Annotated in this window: 13 protein-coding genes; 9 read left to right on the forward strand and 4 right to left on the reverse strand. The window is 63.9% G+C overall.

The window, feature by feature from the left end; all coding sequences use genetic code 11:
- Nucleotide 1: 1 nt before the first annotated feature.
- From AC1Y2B_RS02160 to AC1Y2B_RS02175, 4 genes are read left to right on the forward strand one after another with little or no spacing between them, the layout of a single operon-like run.
- Complete coding sequence (locus AC1Y2B_RS02160; protein WP_482251407.1) at nucleotides 2-607, forward strand: hypothetical protein; 606 nt, start codon at nucleotides 2-4, stop codon at nucleotides 605-607.
- Entirely contained in the window at nucleotides 600-2,912 is a 2,313-nt protein-coding gene (locus tag AC1Y2B_RS02165; RefSeq protein ID WP_482251408.1) for a glycosyltransferase, read from the forward strand. Before AC1Y2B_RS02160 ends, AC1Y2B_RS02165 begins: the two co-directional genes overlap by 8 nt.
- A gap of 4 nt (nucleotides 2,913-2,916) precedes the next feature.
- Nucleotides 2,917-4,056, forward strand: a complete 1,140-nt coding sequence (locus tag AC1Y2B_RS02170) for a DegT/DnrJ/EryC1/StrS family aminotransferase (RefSeq protein ID WP_482251409.1) — start codon at nucleotides 2,917-2,919, stop codon at nucleotides 4,054-4,056.
- Nucleotides 4,053-6,740, forward strand: coding sequence for a glycosyltransferase (locus AC1Y2B_RS02175; protein WP_482251410.1), 2,688 nt, complete (start codon nucleotides 4,053-4,055; stop codon nucleotides 6,738-6,740). Before AC1Y2B_RS02170 ends, AC1Y2B_RS02175 begins: the two co-directional genes overlap by 4 nt.
- Here the strand turns inward: AC1Y2B_RS02175 and AC1Y2B_RS02180 are convergent.
- Nucleotides 6,731-8,089, reverse strand: coding sequence for a tetratricopeptide repeat protein (locus AC1Y2B_RS02180; protein ID WP_482251411.1), 1,359 nt, complete (start codon nucleotides 8,087-8,089; stop codon nucleotides 6,731-6,733). The two genes, AC1Y2B_RS02175 and AC1Y2B_RS02180, sit on opposite strands and share 10 nt — an antisense overlap.
- 238 nt (nucleotides 8,090-8,327) lie before the next feature.
- On the opposite strand from AC1Y2B_RS02180, the gene AC1Y2B_RS02185 reads away from it, so the two are divergent.
- Complete coding sequence (locus tag AC1Y2B_RS02185; protein WP_482251412.1) at nucleotides 8,328-12,053, forward strand: non-ribosomal peptide synthetase; 3,726 nt, start codon at nucleotides 8,328-8,330, stop codon at nucleotides 12,051-12,053.
- A 45-nt stretch (nucleotides 12,054-12,098) separates the two neighbouring features.
- Here AC1Y2B_RS02185 and AC1Y2B_RS02190 read toward each other — a convergent pair whose 3' ends face one another.
- Complete coding sequence (locus tag AC1Y2B_RS02190) at nucleotides 12,099-16,220, reverse strand: beta strand repeat-containing protein (protein ID WP_482251413.1); 4,122 nt, start codon at nucleotides 16,218-16,220, stop codon at nucleotides 12,099-12,101.
- Between the two features lie 513 nt (nucleotides 16,221-16,733).
- Here AC1Y2B_RS02190 and AC1Y2B_RS02195 point away from each other — a divergent pair.
- Nucleotides 16,734-16,931, forward strand: coding sequence for a hypothetical protein (locus tag AC1Y2B_RS02195; RefSeq protein ID WP_482251414.1), 198 nt, complete (start codon nucleotides 16,734-16,736; stop codon nucleotides 16,929-16,931).
- Nucleotides 16,932-16,943: 12 nt separating this feature from the next.
- On the opposite strand, the gene AC1Y2B_RS02200 is transcribed toward AC1Y2B_RS02195, so the two are convergent.
- Nucleotides 16,944-17,627 (reverse strand): hypothetical protein, encoded by a 684-nt coding sequence (locus AC1Y2B_RS02200; protein ID WP_482251415.1) that lies wholly within the window; start codon nucleotides 17,625-17,627, stop codon nucleotides 16,944-16,946.
- A gap of 437 nt (nucleotides 17,628-18,064) precedes the next feature.
- Between AC1Y2B_RS02200 and AC1Y2B_RS02205 the strand changes: the two genes are divergently transcribed.
- Together AC1Y2B_RS02205 and AC1Y2B_RS02210 are read left to right on the forward strand one after the other, a co-directional pair.
- Nucleotides 18,065-19,369 (forward strand): AAA family ATPase, encoded by a 1,305-nt coding sequence (locus AC1Y2B_RS02205; protein ID WP_482251416.1) that lies wholly within the window; start codon nucleotides 18,065-18,067, stop codon nucleotides 19,367-19,369.
- Nucleotides 19,366-20,481, forward strand: a complete 1,116-nt coding sequence (locus tag AC1Y2B_RS02210; protein ID WP_482251417.1) for a ParB/RepB/Spo0J family partition protein — start codon at nucleotides 19,366-19,368, stop codon at nucleotides 20,479-20,481. Before AC1Y2B_RS02205 ends, AC1Y2B_RS02210 begins: the two co-directional genes overlap by 4 nt.
- On the opposite strand, the gene AC1Y2B_RS02215 is transcribed toward AC1Y2B_RS02210, so the two are convergent.
- Nucleotides 20,478-21,554 (reverse strand): tyrosine-type recombinase/integrase, encoded by a 1,077-nt coding sequence (locus AC1Y2B_RS02215; protein WP_482251418.1) that lies wholly within the window; start codon nucleotides 21,552-21,554, stop codon nucleotides 20,478-20,480. The two genes, AC1Y2B_RS02210 and AC1Y2B_RS02215, sit on opposite strands and share 4 nt — an antisense overlap.
- A 131-nt stretch (nucleotides 21,555-21,685) precedes the next feature.
- Here AC1Y2B_RS02215 and AC1Y2B_RS02220 point away from each other — a divergent pair, with 131 nt between their 5' ends.
- Nucleotides 21,686-22,753 carry a helix-turn-helix domain-containing protein gene (locus tag AC1Y2B_RS02220; protein WP_482251419.1) on the forward strand — a complete coding sequence of 356 codons (1,068 nt, stop codon included), beginning with the start codon at nucleotides 21,686-21,688 and terminating at the stop codon, nucleotides 22,751-22,753.
- Nucleotides 22,754-22,755 lie beyond the last annotated feature (2 nt).

Raw genomic sequence — 22,755 nt, forward strand, 5'->3', positions numbered from 1 at the left:
CATGCCGCAGTCTTCAAATGATGTTCTTATCCTGCCCGTTTCGCGCGATGACACGTCCAACCCGCAGGAAATCGCCCGGCGAGTGTCTTCCTCAAGCGAGCCCTTTATTCGCCTGCTCATCGAAGACGACCAGATCGTCAATCAACAGACGCCAGAGGATTCTGGCTTCGGACCTTTCAAATCTGAAGGCCACACTCTCGTCATACATCCCGCAATCACAGTCAATAGCGCCACCGGCGTGGCATTGCCGTGGCCAAGGCCTTATCAAAGCGGCCGCAGCGGAAGAATTGACTTTCTGGATGTCTTGTACCTTCACCTTCCAGCCTCATTGTCGGGCTTGACCATGAATCGAGCGCTTCTTCAATCCATCCTGCCCAACGTACCGCACGGCGTGGATTTGGCTTGGTACATCGCCCTTTCAACCGCCGCAGATCACCCCGTGCTCTTTTCAGCGGACCTTCTGGTGATTTGCCCGCCCCACTCGCGTCACGACCAGAAATTGCGCGTCCAAACCCTGCAAGAACTGGGCAAAGCTCTCGGCGGGCTCAAGAAGGCAGCCTTGGCTGATCAATTAAGACGAATGAACGAAGTCGCCGCAAATGGCTGAAGTATCGATCATCGTCCCGTCTTACAATCACGGCTCTTTCATCGCAGCCGCAATTCAGTCTGTGCTGGATCAGGATTTTCAGGACACCGAAGTCATTGTTGTTGATGATGCGTCCAGCGACAATTCCGCCGAAATTGTAGCCCGGTTGACAGACCCCCGGATAAAATTGGTTCGACTGCCAAAGAACAACGGCGGCGCCGCGGCGCTAAATATTGGAATTTCTCAGGCCAGCGGTCAATTTTTGGCCATATGCAACTCAGACGACCTCTGGGAACGCGGCAAGCTTCGCGCTCAAGTGGATCTTCTGCGCAGCGCACCAGAACTGGCAGCCGTCTTCACATCGGCAAAATGGATCGATGAAACTGGCAAGCGACTTCCGGATTACAAATGCCCGGGTTTCAGCGACGTCTTTCGGCAGGAAAATAGGTCACGTGCAGCCTGGATACGGCGACTGGTGGAACATGGCAATTGTTTGTGCCACCCATCGGTGCTGATACGGCGGGACATTTTTCAGAAGGTCGGCCCATATAACAATATGCTCCGTCAACTGCCGGACTATGAAATGTGGCTGCGGCTGACCAGTCAGCACGATATATTTGTCATGCCGGAGGAATATGTCTGCTTCAGGCAGCATGCCAACAATGCTTCGCGCCTGGATGAGATCAACTCTCTACGATCGCATCGCGAGTATTTGATGATCATGCAGGACTTGTTTGATCGCATGGACAACAAAGTCTTCCTTGAATCCTTCGGTCACGCACAGGGCGACACGGATGGCGGGCTTATTGACAGAACGCGGTTCCTGCTTTCCGCAGAGGGCCCAATGGGGCCCGCGCTCAAATCGGTTGGGGCGGCACTCGCCTTCCGCATCGTCGGTCATAACCCGGCGCTTTCAAGCGCCTTCGACCACAATGTGATCCATGATGCAACGGTCGGCGGGACCGATCGTTTCACGGCACCACGGCTTTTTCCCCCGACCTTTCGCAATTCCGAAGACGCAAATGCCGCTGGATGCAAGGCCTTCGCGGAAAATCGTCCGCAAGACGCGCTGCACTGTTTTGAAGCGGCACTGCGCCTGTCACCCAATTTCGGCGCGGCACGGCAAAATCTGTGCATCGCGGCGGCGGCGCTTGGCCATGCAGAGCCAGCTTTGGAACTTGCAAGAACCGGACATCAGGAATTGTCTTCCGAAGTTCTCAAGATTGCCTTTCATGCAAGCATCGACACGGCCGAGGTCAGTCTTGCTGCCGATATTCTCAAGCGGCTCAGTCTGTCCGAACCGGCGGACAGTCTGACCCAACTTTACGCAAGGCTCTGCACCGCGCGCGGCGACCATGAGGCGGCGCTTTTCAACGCGGCGCAAGCTGTTTCGGACACACCGCAATCGCTTGAGGCGCGCAGCATCTTTGTCGACACGCTGGCGAAATTTGTGGCGGGCCAGGGGCAGGCTGCGCTTTGCCAATGGTATGACGCTGCGGTTCGCAGCTCAAATTCTGCGCAGCGATCCCCCGGCGGCCCCGGCACGGTCGCCCATATCCTGCGGCATCGCCGGGACGGCCGCCAATGGAAAGATCTGGCCCCCATTTGCGGCAAGCGCGTCCCGCTGGATCACGTCCCGTTCAATCTCGTCCTCGACCCAGAGGATTTCCACGATCAGACGTCCTTCCCGCGCAACCAAGGTGCCCATGTCGTTCTTGCCACCCCGGGCTGGCTCAATACCATCGCAGGGCAGTCCCAGGCGGAATACCTTGCGCTGGCAGAGACGTCGCTGGCACTGCCGGAACACTGGGCAAATGGGCTGCTAAACCGGCTGCAGGACGATACCACCTGCCTTATGGCCATACCAGCGCTGGTCGGTGTCGCGCTGCACTCGCCGTTCCTGCGGGTCACCTCGCGCGGCATCCTGCAGGAAGCGGATACGTCGCGGCGCAGTTCTGTCGAGGTCTTGCACGCCGGTGCGGTGTCAAGCTTGCCCCTGCTGCCCAATGTTCTGTGCGGGGTCCTGCATCGGGCGTCGTTTCTGGCGTTGGGCGGGGTCAGGCAGGATCTGTTCCCGTCTGAAACCGCCCAGTTCGCGGATGCCGCTTTGCGCGGTCTGCAGGCCGGATACGCGATCCGACTGGACAGCGCGGTCATTGGCAAGATCACAGCCGCCGCATCCCACGCGCCGCAGGATCTGCTCGGCGCACTCATGACGCAGCACGCCGCCTTGCCGGTTCTTCTCAGCCAATTTGGGCCCATCGTGGACCCTGCACTTCAGCTGTCACGGGCGAAGCATTCCCAAAACATCAGACACCACAGGTAGGCAAATGCTCATTCCGCTCCAGAAGCCCTCCCCGCCCCGGCTGGAAGACTGTCGCGGCCTCTTTGCCGAGATTGACCAGTCTGGCAGCTTCACGAATTTCGGACCCATGGTCCGGCGCTTCGAAGCGGAAATGGCCGAGCAGGTCTTTGGCGGCAGCGGTTCCGTGCTCACGGTCAACAATGCGACCATCGGCTTGATGCTGGCCATCAAAGAGGCCGTCCACAGCCACAAGACCGCCGGGCGCCGTTATGCGCTGATGCCGTCCTTCACCTTCGCGGCGACCGCGCATGCGGCGATCTGGGCCGGATTGACCCCTTTGTTCTGCGACATCGATCCGCAGACATGGTTGCCTTGTGCGGCGCAGGAAGCGGACCTGCTGAACACCCACGCCGACGAAATCGCGGTGATTGTCCCCTATGCGACCTTTGGCAACGCACTTGATCTTGGCCGCTACCTGTCAATCCGGGCGCGCACCGGAATTCCGGTGGTCGTGGACGCCGCACCCAGCCTAGGCAGCCGTGACAGCGCCGGGCGGCAATTCGGTGCGGCCCAGCCGCTTCCGATTGTCTATTCGTTGCATGCCACCAAGATCTTTTCGACGGGTGAAGGCGGGCTGATCTACAGCAATGACGACAAGACCATCGCCAATCTGCGCGCCATGTCGAATTTCGGCTTTACAGAGCCAAGGACCGCAACCCTGCCCGGTTTGAACGCAAAGATGAGCGAATATGCTGCTGCACAGGCGATATCGCAGCTGGCGCGGTTTTCGGACGTGGTCAGCCGGCGGCAGGCGCTGGTCGACCGGTATGTCAGGCACCTGCCCGCAGCGCTGTTGCAACGCTGCACGGCGCAACGGCCGGTCTATCAATTCCTGCCCCTGCTCTGCGCGCAGGACCCGGGCCTGAACCGGCGGGATGCGATCGTGGCCAAGTTGTCAGATCAGGGCATCGCCTTGGGCAAGTACTTTTCACCGGCCTTGCACCAGCAACCCTACTTCGCCGACATTCCGAACCCCATGCCACTGGATGCCACCGAATCCGTCGCCGGCAGGATCCTGTCGCTGCCGTTGTTCGATACGATGTCCGATGCGCAGGTCGACACGGTTCTGGAAGCGCTTCTGCCCTATCTGGAATTCGCGCCATGACGAACGTTTCCCTCCCGCGCCCACTTGTGACGCCCCGGCTGTTCTGGGTCGCATCCGCCATACCCGGCGACACCGGCGGCGGAAGCCCCTATGACAAGCTGGCGGTCATGGCGGCCGTCGCCAGCTTTCTGGACTTGCGCCATTATCTGGAAATCGGTGTCTGGCATGGGCGAAGCTTCTTTCCGCTGGCGTCTTCTTTTGCCGCGCGCGGCGGGCATTCCTACGGCATAGATCCCTACCGCACCGATGCCGCCCGCCAGCGTCAGATGCCTGCGCCGATTGCCACGATTGTCGATGCGTTCATCGGCACCTGCGATTATGAAGCCGTCTTCCGCAATGTGGTGAAACGACAACAGCGGTTCGGGTTGACAGAGGCTTCGACCCTTCTTCGGCATACCTCTGAAGAAGCGGCCGAACTTCTTGATGCTTTGGCCCTGACGTTCGACATGTTGCATGTCGATGGCAACCACGACACGCCCGAAGTCCTGCGCGACCTTGCACTCCACCTGCCAAGACTGTCGTCCAAAGGCATTCTTGTTCTGGATGACATAGATTGGCCATCGGTGCAGCCCGCCTTCGATGAAGCGGCGCGCTGCATGACGCTGGTGTTCAAAACGCAAACCTATGCGATCTTCGCCGGGCCCGGCGTAGCCCCGGACCAGTTGGCCACCCTCAATGGCCTGTGCTTGGCTCACGAAGCGCAGGCCTTGGCGCTGATGTCAGGCGCACGACCGCCCCTGCCTTTGGTTTCCGTCTCGATGATCGCCTATAACCAAGAGAAATTCATCGCACAGGCCATTGAAAGCGTGCTTGCGCAAAGGACCGCCTTTTCGTTTGAACTCGTGATCAGCGACGATGGCTCCAGCGATCGAACCGCAGAAATCATAGACACCTACGCGCGCCAGCATCCCGGCGTGATCCGCAGGGTCCGGCATGGCGAACGTCTTGGCGCCGTGCGGAACTACCTGCGAACCTGCTTTGCGTGCAAAGGCAAATATGTTGCAATGCTGGAAGGGGATGATTTCTGGACCGATCCCAGCAAACTTGCCCGTCAGGTCGCATTCCTTGAAGCGCAAGAAGACCATGTCATTTCCTGCCACAATGTCTGGAAGACCGATGAAACCGGTGCCTTGGGCGCACTGCTTCTGACAGAGGTCCCGCCCGAAACCCAAACCAAGGATCTTGCGTCAGGGGACTACATCGCCACAGCCTCCTGCATGTTTCGCGCCACGGCTATCCATCGCGAACCAGAGTGGCTTTTCACCCTGCCGGGATGCGATTGGCCGTTCGACATGATGGTCTCGCAAGCCGGCAGGATCGGTTATATGCCGCGCCCGATGGCGGCGTACCGGCAGCATTCCGGTGGTATCTGGACATCCCGATCATCGCAGGAAAAGAACCTGCAGTCCCTGACCATCGCCAGTCAGGCAGACCTTGCGACGGGCTATCGGCATTCTGCCGAGTTCAATCGTTTCCGCAGCCGCATCTGGGCTGAACTGGACAAGGAACCGGCTGCCGAAGGCGCGCTGATCATTCTGGATGAAGCCTTCCCACATCCCCAATCCGGCTTCAGGATGGAAGAGCTGACAGCCTATCTTGAAACCTTTTCGGCAGCTTCCGTCTATGCAACCGGGGAAGCCTGTGAATTCTTTCGCCCCTTCCAAAGCCTCGAACGCGCGATTGCCGCCCACAACAGGCACCACCCAGAGCTGCAGGGGCGCATTGTCCGCTATCGTGACAGCGAACCGCTGCGGGCGAAGCTGGCCTACACGATATTTGCCTCGAACGCTTGGCGGCACCTGAAGACCTTCGAACGCGATCAGGTGCCGTTCGTCTTCACCCTCTATCCGGGCGGCGGATTTCTGGTGAATGATGCTGTTTCGGACAGCCGGCTCAGGGACGTGTTCTCCAGCCCGATGTTCCGGCGGGTCATCGTGACGCAGGTTTTCGTCCGCAACTATCTGATCGAGAAGGGGCTTTGTGCGGCGGACCGCATTGCGCTGATCTATGGCGTCGTAACCCCGGCACCGACCCTTGCCCCTTTGACCAAGGCAAAAGCCCGCTTCGGCTATGGCAAGGAAACCCTCGACATCTGTTTCACCGCACACAAATACATGCCAAGTGGCCGCGACAAGGGCTATGACGTCTTCCTTGATGTCGCCCGCAGGCTTGCCTCGACATGCCCGGAAGCGATGTTCCACGTGGCCGGCGGATTTGCCGAAACCGACCTGCCGATTGACGGGCTAGAGGGCCGCATCCGCTTTTACGGTGCGCAGGATCAAAGCTGGTTCAGAACCTTCTACCAAGACAAGGATCTGATCCTGTTGGCCAATGAACCGTTCATCTTGGGGCCCGGGGCCTTTGATGGGTTTCCCACCGGCTGCGGCTCGGATGCCATGCTGTGCGAAACGGCCTTGCTGTGCACCGATCCGCTCGGGATGAACATCCACTTCACCGACGGCCAGGACTTGATCCTGATCCGCCGAGATGTTGACGAGGTTGTGCAGCGGATCGTCCAGCTCAGGGCCGCGCCGCATCTCTTGCGGCAGATCGGCGAGATGGGCGCACGTACGGCACGCGATGTCTATTCGCTGCAGCGTCAGGTTGGCAGCCGCATCGAACTTCTGGCCGAGGAACTTTCCCTGCTCAGCAGCTCGGCGCACCAGCCACAGGTTCAGGCATAGACACGTCCCCGGCCAACGATCGCGGTCGCAACGCGAACCTGTCGGGAATGCCGCACCAGAAGATCTGCCAGCAGAAGCTTGTCTGGCGTGTGAATGCCTGCAAGTCTGGCCAAAGCCGGATTGCCCTGCGGTTCAACCCTTGGCCTGCCGACCACGACCTTGCCGCTTTGCACAAGCCCGACACCCGCGGTTGTCAGGCGAAGGCTGAAGTCGGCCAACAGGGTCTCCAGATCGTCCAATGCCAGATCGAAGCCGCCGCCCGACAGGAAACTCTGGCGGCAAATCACCGAAAGTCCGGAACGGGCGAATGGCACAAATCCCGCGACGGTGGCAGGGTTTGCCGCAAGATCCGCGCAGATCACCGACAGGGCGGTCACCGCATGGCGCGCGCCATCACGGAACGGGTCGCTTTCGTAATCCTGCGGGCGGACGGCCATGTTCAGCGCCGTGGCCATGCCGGCAAGGGGGGCTGCCGAAAGGTCTTTCGACAACGCGCGCAGGTGATGTCCGCTGGCAAGCACATCCGTGGTCATGAGCCCGAAATGCGCGTTGGGCACCGCAGAAAACACCGCGTTCAGCGCAGCTCCCAAGGTTTCCTGCGCGCGGACCGGATGGATGGCCAGCCGCGGGATGCCGGCCAGGTGCGCCTCGCGAATTGCCCGCGTCAGCGCGGGCTTTCGCCCGATCAGCCGAACCGTGGAAATATCCTGCAGACCCGGCCCGCCAAATCCATCCAGCGGGAAAACCGCATCACGACCATCGCAGACCACCAGAAGGTCAATGTCTTGTGGGGCATCTGCCAGTCTGGGCATCAGACGGTGTCCACCCAGTCCGAAACGTTGCACCAGCGTGTTCATCCGCTCGCCCGAGCCGTTCCTTTCATAAGTCAGGAAAGCGCGGTTCAGAATAAGCCAGGCATCGGCAGACATTGCGTCCTGTCTGAGCAGATCACCGGCTTTCATCAGCACCGCGTCGAAGCGATCTGCCAGCTCGTCCATACGCATCTGCAGCAAGGCCATGTGAAGGGCGGGACACCCAAGCGCAACCAAGGCCGACATTTGTGCGCGGGCTTCCGTTTCGAAGCCCAACTCCATCAGGGCACGGCTCAGACACAGCCCGGCATCGATATTGCTGGGATGCTCTGCCACCACTTTGGCCGCGACGGACAGGGCCTCGCGAAATGCACCGGCCAAGACCAGCGACAGGGCAAGTTCTGTCTGCGCCCCTGTGTCCGAGGGATTGGTCCTCAGGTGGTCTCGCAACGCGCGGCTGGCATCGGCATAGCGCCCCGCTTGGATATCTGACCGCCAGACGGGTATGGTTTGATCAAGGGCGCTCTGCGGAGTCATCTGGGCTCGCTGGTCATGGGGAACAGTGCGGGACCATATAGAAAGCCGATCGATGTGCAAAGGTGGGACTGCCGTGACACCCCGCTGACACCCCGGACCGACATCGCCCGCCACCCCCCTGCCCTACCGGATCCCGCAGGCCGCAGGACGCTCTCTTTCGAGACTTCCCGGCGACTTGCCTTGAAGGCCTTGGGGTTTTGCTGTCTAGCGGTGTCGCACCGAAGCAACAGGGCCTTGGATGAACGGGTTCACACGCGCCTCAGCTGGGCAAGAAGCCCTGTGGCTGTCACCAGACGCCGCGGATGGGTCTGCAACGTTCCACCTCGTATGGTCTCTTCGCTTTGAAGGGCCGCTGGATCTGGCCCTGCTGCGACAGGCAGTCCATCAGGTCGTGGCCAGACATGATGCGCTTCGGGCCGTCTTTCGCTGGGCGGGTGGGCATCTGGAAACCGCAACCCTGCCGCCGGCCCCCGTCGTGCTTGACCTTTGCGATGCCCCTTTCGATTCGAACGCCTTCGGCAGCGCGCCCTATGACCTTTCGGCAGGGCCCCTCTTCCGGTTCCAGATCGTGCGGTCGGGCCCCGAGGATCATATGCTGCTGTGCGGGTTCCACCATCTGGTGATCGACGGCACCTCTTGGCCCATCCTCGCCACCGAGATTGTCGATGCGACACTCGGCTTGCCACTGCCGCCCGCGCCGCCCGGGCCCTTGGCGCAGGTGCAGGCACAATCAGACTGGCTTGCCGGGCCAGAGGCCGAGGCCGCCCGTCAGGTGTCGCGACACAAGCTGTCGGATGTGGCAGAGCCGTGGGCCCTGCCGTCAGAAGCCACCGGCATCCGCCGGTTTCGCAGCACCCAGGCCCAAACCGGCATTGCCGATCTGACCGAGCCGCTGTCGGCACAGTTGCGACAAGTGGCCCGGCAGCTGGGAACCACGCCGTTCCGACTGGCGCTGGCGGCCTTCGTCGCCCTGATGGCGCGCCATGCCCGGCGCGAAGATGTCCTGATCAGCACCACGCTGGCAGGCCGTCCGGACCCGGCCTTCCGCCACAGCATCGGGTACCTTGTGAACACCGCCCTGCTATCGGCCCGGGTCGAGGCCTCGACATCTCTGGCCGCTCTGGCCCGCCACATCCATGGCGAGGTCGATCTGGCCGTGACCCATGAATACCTGCCCTACCGGCACGCCCTTCAGGCCGCAGGTGTGCCGGCAGAGACGGTTCGGGCCGGGGTGACGGGAATTGCCTTCACGCGCCGCCCCAAGGCGCTTCAGCGTCAGGATGGCAGCCTGCGAACCACGGACGGAACAATCCATCCTCCCTTTCAGGATCGCGATCTTGCCGTGCAGATCCAAGAGGTTGGCGCGACGTTCCACCTGATCTGGCGTTGGCGCGACCAAGCCTTGCGGACCGAAACCGCCAGCAGCCTTTCCAAGCAGTATCACAGTCTTCTGGCTCAGGCGCTGGCCCAGCCCGACCTGCCGCTGTCCGTCTTCAGCACTTTGCCCGACAGCCACCGTCGCCAAATTCTGGGCCCCTTCAACGCAACGGATGTGTCCTTCCCCGAGATGGCGCCGCTGCATGTTCTGGTGTCGCGTCAGGCGGCCCTGACCCCCGACCGCATCGCCGTCGTGCTGCCCGAGGCGGTCTATACCTATGCCGAGATTGACGCGGCGTCGAACCGTCTGGCCGCGGCCCTGATCGCGCGGGGTGTCGCGGCAGGTCACTTCGTTCCCCTGCGCCTGCAGCCGTCGGTCGAAATGCTGATCGCTGAACTCGCGGTGATGAAATGCGGCAGCGCCTTCGTGCCGCTTTCGCCCGATTGGCCCCAGACTCGCGTCGACGCGCTGCGGGCCCGTCTGGGTCCGGCCCCGCTGATCGTGGCCGGACCTGCGCCCGACGGCAGCCTGTCGGCAACCGATGCCTTGACCGGCACCAAGGACCCCGGCGCGCCCGACCGGATCGTCGCGCTGGATGACCCGATCTTCTGCATCTTCACCTCTGGATCGACCGGGCAGCCCAAAGGCGCCGTCAACGCCCATCGCGGCATCGTCAACCGCCTGCTGGCCATGACCCACGCCTTCGGTTCCCCGGCCGAAGACACCGTGCTCAGCACCGCGGCCCCAACCGTGGATTCGCTGGTCTGGCAATTCTTCTGGCCGCTGATCTCGGGCGGCGCAACGGTCATCCCCGCGCGCGAACAGGCGGTGTCTCCCTCGGCCTTGTGTCGGCTGATCGAGGATCACGCGGTGACGGTGACCGATTTTGTGCCGGCGATTTTCGCCGATCTGGTGGCGCATCTGGTGCAGCAGGGTGCCGCAGCACTGGACTGCCTGCGCCTTCTCCTCATTGGAGGCGAGGCCATGCGCCCTGCCGACAGCCAAAGTCTCAAACGGCTGTTGCCGAAGGTGATCTTGGTCAACAGTTACGGCCCGACCGAGACATCGATCGGAACAATCTTTCACATCCTGCCGGATGAAGACGAAAACCCCATCCCTCTGGGTCGGCCCTTCGCGAATGTGCGGGCGATTGTCCTGTCAGGCTCGGATCCCGCGCCGCTTGGGACGGTGGGGGACTTGTATCTGGGCGGCGTCTGCGTTGGCCTTGGCTATCTGAACGATCCGGCAGCGACGGACGCCGTCTTCCTTCCGAACCCCTTCCCCGAACTGCGCTGCGACCGCCTGTACCGCACCGGGGATCTGGCGCGGATGCGGCCGGACGGGGTGATCGAATACATCGGTCGCGCCGATCATCAGATCAAGATCCGAGGGTTGCGGATCGAACCCGGCGAAATCGAAGCCACGCTGTTGCGGCAGAACGGCATCGCTGCGGCGGTCGTGTCGAAAGGCGCAGACGGGGATCCGCATCTGGTGGCCCATATTCTGCTGCAGCCAGATGCCGTCGTTGACGCAAGGTCCCTGCGCGAGGGGTTGCTGCGGGACCTGCCGGTGCCGATGATCCCGGCGCGCTTTGTCGTGGTCAATCAGTTTCCCACGTTGCCGGGCGGCAAGGTGGATCGCCCGGCAGCGGCGCGCCTGTCCGGCCGGCTCCTGACGATTGCGCGCCACCACGAAGCGCCCCTGACCGCGACCGAGCGCAGTCTGGCCCCGATCTGGTGCGCCGAACTGGGCCTTGCCGCAATCGGGCGCGACGATGACCTGTTCCGCGATCTGGCCGTCGATTCCCTTGCAGCCCTGCGTCTGGCCTTGGCGATCGAGGCCGCAACCGAAGTTCAGGTCGACCTGTCCGCGCTGTTTCACGCGCCCACGCTGCGCCGGTTCGCCGCCCGGCTTGATCGGGCGGGCACGGCAAACGCCGACCAACTGCGCTTTTTGGACCGTCAGCGCGCCTTCCTGCAGACCTGGACAGGCGATCAACTGCACCCCGATGGACTGCTGTTTGCCAAGAATACCAGCGGGCAGCAGCATCCGCTGTTCTGGTGCCTGCAGGGATACGACGAGCTTCAGGCCCTTGCCCGCCATATCGGTCCGAACCGGCCCGTCGTCGGCATGCGTTCGGGCCATTTGGTCATGGACTATTCCGACGCCCATGTCGCGCTACTGGCCGACAGCTATGTGGCCGAGATCCGGGAATTCCAGCCCGAAGGTCCCTTGATGATCGGCGGCAACTGTCAGGCCGCGACCCTTGCCATCGCAATGACCAACCGCCTGCGCCAGAATGGCCGCGAGGTGGCACTGGTGTTCCTGATGGAGGAGCCGAAGTTCCCGCCCTTGCCGGGCAAGGTGGCCCTTCTGTTCGGGCAGGACAGCCACCTCAATCCCTTCGCCCGGACCGAGCCCTCGGCAAAGATCGCAGCCGCCTATCCTGACGGCGCCAGCGTTGATTTCGTGCCGGGCGGATATGGCCAGCTTTTCACCGCAGACCTTGGCCGCATCCTCCGCTCCCGCCTGACCGCGGTTGATCCCGCCGCTCCGGCCCGCCTGTCCATCGCGCGCAAGGTGTGATCCCGCCGCGCCAGCCGCTGCCACAGCGGTCGGCACAGCCCCTGTCTACCAGATCAAGACATCCGTATAGGCCAGCGCCGGATGGCCATCCAGCACGGCGATCTGCACGGCGGCCTTGGAGCCGGTTCCGTCGGCGTCATAGAACAGCGCCCCGGTGGCCGCGTTGTAGATCACCCGGTCGCTGGCATCATGCGCGGCAGTCCCGCTCCAGAAGGCATCGGCCGTCAGGGCCCCAACCGGGCCCACTGCGGTCAGCACCGATCTGGCCAAGGCAATGTGATCCGTCCCCGAGGTGAAGTCGGTCACATGATCGACGCCGGTCAGCACGTTGAACACAAAGGTATCCGCCCCGTTTCCGCCGGTCAGCGTGTCATTGCCGGCACTGCCGGTCAGATTGTCGTCCCCCGCGCCGCCCAGCAGGATGTCCTGCCCACTGCCCCCCACCAGCGTATCGGCGAAGGCAGAGCCGGTCAGCGTCGTCCCGCTTCCGGTGTTGGTCAGGCCGAAGCCCACCGGACCGCTGGCCGCACTCAGGTTCACGGCGAAACCGGCGGTTGAAAGGGTCGCGGTTCCGGCATTACTGCTGGCGCTGGTCGCGGTCCAGGCGGCGCCAAGTGTGACGACTGCCGTGGCCCCATCACTGACCGACAGCAGATCGCCGCCGCCAAGGTCGGTGACGCGGTCGGTTCCGGCATCCACGACGAAGCTGTCATTGCCGGCACCGCCGGACAGGATGTCATTGCCCGCGCCGCCGGTCAGGCTGTCGTTGCCCAACCCGCCGCTTATCGCGTCATTGCCGCCGCCGCCTGACAGCGTGTCATGCCCGACGCCCCCCAGCAGCACATCCCCCCAGGCCGAGCCTGTCAGCGTGGTGGCCGTGCCGGTGTTGGTCACCGTGAAACCCATGGTCCCGCCGGTCACTGCGGTCAGATCCACGGCAAAGCCATTCGTCGTCAACGCGGCGGTTCCGCCATTGGCGGTGCCAACCGTCGCCGTCCAGTCCGCCGCCAGCGTGACAAGCGCCGTGGCACCAAAGCCGACCGCCAGCGCATCGGCGCCGCCAAGACCCAGATCGGTGATCGTGTCGGTGCCGCTGGCCACAGTGAACTGGTCGGCCCCTGCCCCGCCGGTCAGACTGTCGTTGCCGCCCCCGCCGCTCAGGGTATCGGCCCCGGTTCCGCCCACCAACGTATCGGCAGACCCCGACCCCAGGATCGTTGTCGCGTCGCCCGTGTTGGTCACCGCATAGCCGTGTGGCCCGGCCGCCGCGGTCAGGTCCATCGCATGGCCAGCCGTGGTCAGCACGACGATGCCGCCATTCACGCTGGCATTGGTGGCCGTCCAGGTTCCGGCCAGCGTGGCCACCGCCTTGGCCCCGGCACTGACCACCAGCACATCGGACTCGCCAAGGTCGGTGATGACATCGGTTCCTGCGGTCACGGCGAAGAAGTCATTGCCCGCGCCGCCAGTCAGACTGTCGTTGCCCGCCCCGGCCACAAACATGTCAGCCCCGGTGCCACCGATCAAAGTGTCCGCAAAGGCCGAGCCGGTCAGGATCGCCGCACCGCCCGTGTTGGTGACCGAAATCCCCGTTGTGCCGCCGCTGACCCCAGACAAGTTCACGGCCATCCCAAGGGTCGTCAGGTTCAGCACGCCAGCAATGCTGGTGCCAACGCCGGCCGTCCAGGCAGCAGTCACCGTGGCATTGGCCACCGCCCCGGCAGCCACGGTCAGGATATCGCCGCCGCCCAGGTCGGTGATCGTGTCGGTGCCGGCGCCTACGGTGAATGTGTCGCTGCCCGACCCGCCGGTCAGCACGTCATTGCCCAGACCGCCGTTCAGCGTGTCACTGCCTGCGCCGCCCAAAAGCGTGTCCGCACCGGTGCCACCCGTCAGGCTGTCGGCAAAGCCCGATCCGGTCAGGGTTGTCGCATCGCCGGTGTTGGTGACGGTATAGCCCGCGGTTCCGCTGGCCGCCGCAAGGTTGACCGCCAGACCATTGGTCGTCAGGTTCACCACCCCGGCATTGCTGGTCGCCGCCGTCACGGTCCAGGCCGCCGCAAGTGTTGCCTTCGCCACGGCCCCGGCGAACACCGTCAGGGCATCCCCCGCGCCAAGGTCGGTGATCGTATCGGTGCCGGCACCCACCGTGAACATGTCATTGTCCGCGCCACCGGTCAGCCGGTCATTGCCTGCGCCGCCCACCAGCGTGTCATCGCCAGCCCCGCCCAGAAGCGTGTCCGCACCCGAACCCCCCGTCAGGCTGTCGGCAAAGCCCGACCCGGTGAACAGCGCCGACGACCCGGTGTTGGTGATCTTGAAGCCAGCCGAGCCTTGGGTCACCGCCGACACGTCCACTGCAAATCCGGCTGAGGTCAGATTGGCCGTACCGTCATTGCTGCTCGCTGCCGTGGCCGTCCAGGCGGCGGCCAGCGTGGCATTGGCCGTGGCGCCTTCGGCAACTGTCAGACCCTCGGTGCCGCGCAGATCGGTGATCTTGTCGACCCCGGCCCCCACCACAAAGACATCCGCCCCGGCCCCGCCGGTCAGCGTGTCATTGCCCGCACCACCGTCCAGCGTATCGGCAAAAGCCGTTCCGGTCAGCGCATTGGCCGCATCGTTGCCAACCAGCGTCACGCCGTTCAGCAGTGCGGCGGCGTTGACGTTCAAGGCCAGGTTGCCCGCCGTCACCGCCAAGGCCGCCGTGCCGGTCCCGATCTCGACACGTTCCACCGTCACATTTGCGGTCAGAACCAGCGTGCCGGCAGCGGTCGCGGCAAAGCGCAGCGTGTCTGTGCCGCTGCCGCCGGTGATCATCTCTCCGGTCGCAAAATCGGCAACAGAGCCGAGGATGAACAGATCGTCGCCCTCGCCGCCCAGAAGCGTATCCGCCCCTGCCCCGCCATCGACCGTATCATTTCCCGCTCCGGCCTCGATCCGGTTCGCGCCCAAGGTTCCGGTCAGCGCATCGTCAAAGGCCGAGCCGATCAGATTCTCCAGCGTGGCCAGCGTGTCAATCCCGGCCCCGACCGTGTTCTGCGCAGCCGTCAAGGCCAGGCTGACGGTGACCCCGGCCAAGGCATCGGCATAGGTCACCGTATCCACACCGGCGCCCCCGGTCAGCGTGTCGCTGCCATCGCCGCCGCTCAGCGTGTCGTTGCCGTCGCCGCCAGACAGGGCATTGGCCCCGTCGTCGCCCGTCAGACTGTCATTGAACGCCGACCCGACCAGCCCCTCGATCGTCGTCAGCGTGTCGGTCCCGGCGCCGCCGGTGTTTTGCGCCCCGGTCACGGCAAGGCTGACCGTCACCCCCGACGTCGCCCCGTCATACGAGGCCAGATCGACGCCGTTGCCCCCGATCAGCAGATCATTGCCATCGCCGCCCACCAGCGTGTCATTGCCGTCGCCCCCGGTCAGGGTATTGGCCGCTGCATTGCCCGTCAGCAGGTTGTCCAGCTCATTGCCCGTCCCGCTGATCTCGGCGCTGCCTGTCAGTGTCAGGTTTTCAAGATTGGCCGTCAGCGTATAGCTCAGCGACGCGCGCACCGTATCCGTGCCTTCCGAAGCCGCTTCGACAATCACATCGCCGACATCGTCAACGATGTAGACATCCGCGCCCGCCCCGCCGATCAGACTGTCAGCCCCGGTCCCGCCATCCAGCGTATCCGCGCCATGCCCGCCATAAAGCGTGTCGTTGCCGGCCAGACCCTGCAAGTTGTCGTTGCCATAGTCACCGCGCGCCAGATCGTCAAAGGCCGACAGCACAAAGGTGTCGTCGCCTGCAAAGCACTGCGCAAGAACGTCGGCGTCATCGGTCAGCGTTGTGGTCAGCGTCGCTGCGTAAAGCTGCGCCGCATCCACGTCGACCCCCGTCATCGTCCAGGTCGGAGACCACAGCGTGCCGGTCCAGACCGACTCGCCAAAGCCATTCACAACCCCGCCGGTGATCGCCCCGGTCGAGTTGACATAGATCGAGGGGCCGAACAGCTGGGCGGTGAACTCTGGCACCGCGTCCGAATAGATCAGGTTGTAGTTGTCGCGATAGGTCGTGCCATGCCAGCTGACATTGTGATCATTCGCAAAAGTATAGTTTATGACTCCGCCCAGGATAAGGCTGAAGCTTATACCATCTTGATTGAATTGAATATCTGACCGGATCGTCGCCATGTCTGCCCCGACAGCTTTCCCGCGTTCTTTTGCGGACCACGCCTAACACGCTCCGCCCCTGTCAGAAAGCACCAAGGCTGGCGGGTTAATATATCTTTCGATTGCAAATCTCTTTCGATGGCGCATTTTTAACTCTTCCCGGCATCGAAAGGCGCAAGCGGCCAAGGCCTGGCGTGGGCGGCCAAGGCCGGGTCCGGCCGGGCCAACGAAAATCCGTACCCTGCGGGCGTTCAGCGCGGCTCTGATCATATTTGCCGCTCCCAAGCACCGACCACCTCGGCACCCCATCTTTCTCGCCCCGGCTGTCCTGTTATCCCATCAGCGCGCGCAAAGGCGTGGAGGTTATATCCCTTCGATATCCAATACCCGGCCATCGTCTCTAAAATGGCACGTCGGGTCCCACCAGAGCACGACACCGATGCGCATGATTTATGGATTTGACCCTTCATTGCCCGTACCACCATCACCGGCGGAAATCGTCTCGATTTCACGCGAAGGTCTGGAGAGTCAGCGATGGTAGCGTCCCGTGTCGAGTCGGCCGAACTGAAAGGTGCCCAACTGCACCGTGACAGTCCTCCGGGCCCGACCGTCTCCAATGTCGTGCAACATCCCACGACGTTTGTCCGTACGGTGCCGAAGTCAGCAGCCCAGCCCTTCCTGGATGACAACACCCACACCGGCTGGCTTGATGTTCTGGGCCTCAACGCCTGAGCCAAGCCTGCGCTAAACCTCGGCAGGACCGAGGATTTCGATCCGGTGGATGCTGGGGTCACACCCTGCGGCAAGGCGCAGCAGCGCGTCGGCGTGGTTGGTTGACAGATAGGTTGCGTGAAACCGGCTTGGGGCCACCAGACGCAAGATGCCATCGGTCGGGTCTTCTGCCGTGACGGCGGCGAACCAGCTGCGGTACAGATGCTGATCCCTGCCATGCAGCATGGTCTGAACCCGGGCCCAAACCCCCTGCCCTGCCGCAGGTGCGGGAAAGGCGATGACATTGCTGGGCGATACAGGTGCCGCCTCCGGACCCGACAGACGGCTGTCGAAATCCGGGCCAACGCGTGTCCAATCCGGTCGCGTCGCGATCAGGATCGCCGCCAGCCCCAAAGCATATTCCGCCACCCTGCCCCGCGCGGCCGGACGCTTGACCTCCAGCCAGCCCAAGGCGCGCAGCTTGGCCATCTCGCGCTTGACGGATCGTTCGTCGATCGACCACAGCGCCGCAATTTCGCGCTGCCCGACGGTCAGGCTGTCAACCGTCCAGTTGTAGCGGGCGACGATCAGGGTGATGAAGCGCAACACCAGCCGTTGCAGGTCTTTGCCTTGGGCGCAGGCATGAACCCCCAAGGCGGTCAGGACGTCATATTTGATCGCCGCGGCATTCGGCCCGGCTGCCTTAACTGTCCGCATCTGCCTGCCCCTTGGCTGCTTGGGGCGGTGTGGTTTCTGAATGACCCAACGCTTTTCCGACCCGTGGGCTGATTTACGTTGAGTGTTTCGATTCTGTCAAGGCTGCCGTCTGGGCGGCTGTTCTGCAAATCGTTTCAGATCTGAAAGATTAGGTTCAATGGTATTGGGGGACACCCAGTCTGTCACCCCATCGCCCAGAAATGTCCCCCCAATCGCTGGTGAGGTCGTCAGCATGTCCCCCCAAGATCTGGAGGCCTTCCCCCGACGCTGTCGCGCCTTCCGAATCATCTGCCCTGCCCGTTTGCCTTGCAGTGCTGGCGTTTGGCGTTGCCGGGCTTTCCCCGCAGGGAAATCGTGCTCCACTACACTTCTTGTTTGCGAAAATGTCAAATCCGGCGTAATCCGCGTTTAGATCAGAATTTGCGTTGAGGAAACCGATGTACGGCTACAAAGATCTGCAGGCACTGCAGGACAGTTCGCTGAAGATGCAGGGTTGGATCAGGAAGCAGACCTTCTCGCCTGCCAATGAAAAGGTGCTGCGCCGCTTTTCCTCGTGGGAGGTGTCAGAGCTGATCTTCCGCGTCAACCAGAACACCTTCCGCGGTCGCCTGGTCAGCGAGCCCGGACTTCCCGGCGGGGAAATCGAGGCGGACGGCCGGCAGCGCTGGTTCTCGCTGGAAGAGATCAACGAGTTGCGCCGCAAGATGAAGATCAACCGTCAAAGCCTGCAACCCGAGCGGCCCAAGGGCAAGCGGGCGATCCGGGTCGCGGTGGCGAACTTCAAGGGCGGTGCCGGCAAGTCTACCGTGGCGCTGCATTTCGCCCATGCGGCGGCGCTGGATGGCTACCGGGTGCTGGCGGTGGACTTTGACCCGCAAGCCACGCTGTCGCATTCGATGGGCCTGTCGGATGTGTCCGAGGAGCACACCGTCTGGGGCATCATGGCCCGCGATCTGATCCGCGAGACCGCGCGGATGAATGCCCGCGCCGCCGGGGCCGAGACGGGCAAGCAAGTGGCGCCGCGCCGCCTGCCCGCCTCCATCTCGGACACCGGGCTTGGAGAGTTTCGCGTCAACGACTTCATCCGCCCAACCTCGTGGCCGACCATTGACCTTGTGCCATCCTGCGCCAACGCCGCCTTCGTCGAATTCGCCTCGGCCCAGTACCGCCACCTCGCCCCGGACTGGAGCTTCTTTGCCGCCGTGTCGCGCTGGCTCGATGCGCTGCCCGATGATGCCTATGACATGGTGATCTTCGATTGCCCGCCGGCCATCGGCTATCAGTCGATGAACGCGGTCTTTGCGGCCGACGTGCTGTATATCCCCTCCGGCCCCGGCTATTGGGAATATGACAGCACCACCTCGTTCATCGGTCAGTTGGCGGAGGCGCTGGCCGACCTGAAGGACTTCGGCGCGGATTTCCCGGCGGGGAAATCGCGGCTGCCGAAAGAATTCCTCGACGTGCGCTTCCTTCTGACCCGCTATGAACCGGGCAACGATCTGCACCGTGCGATGCGCGATGCTTTTGGCAAGGTTTTTGGCGAAAGAATGACCCAGAACCCGATCGAGCACACCCGCGCCGTGGAACAATCCGGGCGCTTCCTGTCATCGATCTACGAAATCGACTACCGCGACATGACGCGGGAAACCTGGCGAAGGGCGCGCACGACCTTCGACACCGCCTATGAAGAGTTCAAGACCCATGTGCTGGCCGCCTGGGCCAAGCTGGAGGACGCGGCATGACCAAGAAACGCCGGATGTTCGACATCGACCTGCCGGACGCGGGGCCCGATCTGGCCAGCGACCTGCCGCCCGATCTGGAGGTGAAGTCGATGGGGGCCGCGCACCGTCGCGGGCCGATGGCCACGGCCATTGGCGAAAGTGCCGTGGCCAACCGCCAACGCGCCGAAGTTGAGGCCGAGATCAGGGCCGAGAATGACGCGCTGGCCCATGAATTCGTGCGGTTGAAGAAGCTGGGGTTGATCACCGATCTGATCCCGCTGGACGCCATCCATGTCGGCAAGCTGCTGCGCGACCGTTCGCGCCGGCTGGATCCGCAGCTCGACGACCTCAAGGCTTCGATCCTTGCCGTGGGCCTGTCCAACCCGATTCTGGTCGAGCCCGACAGCCGGGGCGGCTACGAGCTGGTTCAGGGCTGGCGGCGGCTTTCGGCGTTCAAGGCCTTGCTGGACCAAACCGGCGATCCGCGCTTTGCCGCGATTCCGGCGTCGCTGATGCCAGTGGGCGAAACGCTGGATGGGCTTTACCGCCGCATGGTGGATGAAAACCTGGTGCGCAAGGACATCTCCTGGGCCGAGATGGCGCGTCTGGCGCGGGCCTATGCGGAGGACCGGGTCGGCGGCTGCGAGGATCTCGATCAGGCGGTGAACATGCTTTACGCCTCGGCCAACCCGCAAAAGCGCAGCTACATCCGGCGCTTTGCCTATCTGATGGGGCATCTGGAAAAGTACCTGGAGCACCCCGAAGCGATTTCCCGCAGCCTTGGCCTGGCTCTGGCGCAGCGCATCGAGGTGGATCCCGGCAGTGCCGCGCAGATGGTGCAGGCCCTGCGCACCCTTCCGGACCGCAACGCCGACGAGGAAACCGCGCTGCTGCTTCATGTGATGGAGACCCCGGTGGCGCCGCCGATTTCCCCGCGGGGAACTCCGGCGCGCGGCAGGCCGGTCAGCCGGGGCAAGACCAGCCTGCGCCTGTCCCGGCCCGAGGGGGAGTTGCGCTGTACCGCCTCGCCCGGGAAGGTGGAGTTGCGGCTGGATACCGACTTCTCGGTCATCGAACGCGCAAGGCTGGAGGCGGCGGTGGAGGCGTTCTTTGCCGTGCTGGATCGGGGTTAACCCAGCAGGTCAGTCGCCGGGTTCTCGGTGATTTCGACATCGGCGTAGTATTTCTGCGCCTGAATGGCCGAACGGTGCAGCGACAGTTTCATCGCCGCCGCCAAGGGCGCGTCATCCAGCGCGGCCTGCGTGAGAAAGCCCGAGCGCAGGCCGTGCGGCGTGGCATAATCCAGCGGCAGACCGGCAAGGCCAAGCCGGTGGCGCAGGATGTGGCGGATGGCGTCAGGGGCCATCTGGCGGGGCAGGGCGCGGTCAGCGGTGGAAACCGGGCGGAACAGCGGGCCCTTGCTGACCTCTGCCGCCGCGATCCAGCCCATCACGGCGCGCGCGGCCCGACCCTTCAGCGGCAAGCGCGGCGCTTGTGCCTTGCGGGTGGTCTTGGTTTCCAGAAGGCGGACCCAGATCAGGCCCTTGGCTGCGAAATCCTCGGTCCCGATATCCTCGCGGCACAGTGTGGTCAGTTCCGAGCGGCGGCGGCCACCGGTGCCGAAGCCCAGCATCAGAATGGCCCGGTCGCGCAGGCCACGCAGACTGTCATCACAGGTCGCCAGCAACCGTTCCAGCACCTCGCGGGTCACGGGCCGGGGCGATTTCGGCTGGCGGGGGGCGGCATTGGCGTGGCGGGATTTCTGGCGGGCGGCGGCAACCTGTGGCGCTGCGAAGGGCGAGGGCAGGTTGCGCATCCGGTGAAACGCCCGCCACGAGGCGATCCTGCGGTCCAACGTCGCCGGGGCAGGGCAAGCCAGCGAGACGCGCAGGCCGCGGGCGATCAGCTCCATCGCCGCGTCCTGCGCCGGGCCGCGTTGAAGGGTGAGGTCCACCGAATGGTCCAGCACAAAGCGCAGCGCCACCCGCTCCTCCTCGGGCCAGGACAGGGCGGTGCCGAAGGTCGCGGCCTTCCAGGCGGTGATGTAGGCCAGATCCCGTTCCCAGGCGCGCAGGGTATTGGCGGGGGTCCCCCGGCGGTAAAGGTCGATCAGGGCGGCCTCGTCCTCCGGGCTGATCGGGGTGATGCCGGGGGCCAACGCCAGAACGGCGGGCTGATGACGGGCGGAGGTGGGGGTGTGGGCCATCATTCTGCCTTCGTTGCTGGGCTATTTGAGGCTGCGGCGGGGCAAAAGGCAAGAGGCACGATAAGGCGAACTTATCATGTGTAATGCCGGCACACCGAAGATGACTTGGTGCTGCGCAAAAGACGTGTATTATGATCAGCATGATCAGCCGCCCCTCCACAAACCCGAACAGTCTGGACGAGGACGACTTCAGCTCTGCCTCGCCCTTTGACCGGGTGTCGGAAGAGGCGGATCTTTGGTTTCTGCCGGAGCGCGAGCCGGTCGACACCGCGTTGCCGCCTTTGCCCCGGGCGGATCGGCGCAAGCTGTTTGACGTGGCCGAGTGGCGGCGCGCACAGGCGGGCTTGAGCGGCGAACTGGCCGATCTTGCCTGCCGGTTCGGCGCACTGGACGAACGGCTGCGCGACGCGGGCGAGGGGGCACGGCAGCGGCTGGCGCTGCGCGAGGTGGCGGAACTGTCGTGGTGGTCTGGCGGGCGGATCGGGGGCGAGCGTTTGGGCCTGTGGCTGGGCGCAAGGCTGGGCGGCGCTGGCGAGGATGGTCCCGCACTGGCAGAGGCCGGTTGGGTGCTGCGCCGGCTGATGGCGGGGCAGGGGCCGGCCAAGGGCGGCTGGACCAGCGGGATTGCCGGGTTTCTGGGCCGGGCGGCCTTGGCCGATGCAGACGATCTGGCGGAGGTGATGGAGCCGGCGGCGGCGTTGCATCCGGTCGTGCAGGCGGCGCTGTTGTTTCAGGTCTGGCGCATCCTGGGGCAGGGGCCGGCCCGCGGGATGGAAGCGGCGGCGATGGCGGCCTGTCATGGCGCCACGATGGGGCAGGGCCACGCCGGGTTCCTGCCGCTGACCGGGGCCGGGGCGCTGGCGCTGCGCGCGACCGGCACGGCCGAGGCGCGGCTGGCAGCTTGGCTGACCGGGGCCGAACAGGCCACCCGGGTGGCCTTGGGCCAGTTGGAGCGGGTGGCGCGCTGGCGGGCCGCCACGGCCGAGCGTCTGCAAGACCTGAGCGGCCGCACCCCCGGCCTGCTGCTGGACCTGCTGGCAGCCTGGCCCATGGTGACCGCGCCGATGGCCGAGGCGCAGACGGGGGCCAGCCGCGCCGCCGTGCAGCGCAATCTGGACCTGCTGGTGACGCGGCAGGTGATCCGCGAAATCTCGGGTCAGGGCAGATACCGGGTCTGGATGGCCCGCTTGCCGGGCTAGTC

This window comes from Stagnihabitans sp., assembly GCF_964946895.1.

Excerpts from the sequence above, each read along its gene's own strand:
- AC1Y2B_RS02160 (WP_482251407.1), top strand. The coding sequence starts at position 2 with ATGCCGCAGTCTTCAAATGATGTTCTTATCCTGCCCGTTTCGCGCGAT.
- AC1Y2B_RS02165 (WP_482251408.1), top strand. The coding sequence starts at position 600 with ATGGCTGAAGTATCGATCATCGTCCCGTCTTACAATCACGGCTCTTTC.
- AC1Y2B_RS02170 (WP_482251409.1), top strand. The coding sequence starts at position 2,917 with ATGCTCATTCCGCTCCAGAAGCCCTCCCCGCCCCGGCTGGAAGACTGT.
- AC1Y2B_RS02175 (WP_482251410.1), top strand. The coding sequence starts at position 4,053 with ATGACGAACGTTTCCCTCCCGCGCCCACTTGTGACGCCCCGGCTGTTC.
- AC1Y2B_RS02180 (WP_482251411.1), bottom strand. The coding sequence starts at position 8,089 with ATGACTCCGCAGAGCGCCCTTGATCAAACCATACCCGTCTGGCGGTCA.
- AC1Y2B_RS02185 (WP_482251412.1), top strand. The coding sequence starts at position 8,328 with ATGAACGGGTTCACACGCGCCTCAGCTGGGCAAGAAGCCCTGTGGCTG.
- AC1Y2B_RS02190 (WP_482251413.1), bottom strand. The coding sequence starts at position 16,220 with ATGGCGACGATCCGGTCAGATATTCAATTCAATCAAGATGGTATAAGC.
- AC1Y2B_RS02195 (WP_482251414.1), top strand. The coding sequence starts at position 16,734 with ATGGTAGCGTCCCGTGTCGAGTCGGCCGAACTGAAAGGTGCCCAACTG.
- AC1Y2B_RS02200 (WP_482251415.1), bottom strand. The coding sequence starts at position 17,627 with ATGCGGACAGTTAAGGCAGCCGGGCCGAATGCCGCGGCGATCAAATAT.
- AC1Y2B_RS02205 (WP_482251416.1), top strand. The coding sequence starts at position 18,065 with ATGTACGGCTACAAAGATCTGCAGGCACTGCAGGACAGTTCGCTGAAG.
- AC1Y2B_RS02210 (WP_482251417.1), top strand. The coding sequence starts at position 19,366 with ATGACCAAGAAACGCCGGATGTTCGACATCGACCTGCCGGACGCGGGG.
- AC1Y2B_RS02215 (WP_482251418.1), bottom strand. The coding sequence starts at position 21,554 with ATGGCCCACACCCCCACCTCCGCCCGTCATCAGCCCGCCGTTCTGGCG.
- AC1Y2B_RS02220 (WP_482251419.1), top strand. The coding sequence starts at position 21,686 with ATGATCAGCATGATCAGCCGCCCCTCCACAAACCCGAACAGTCTGGAC.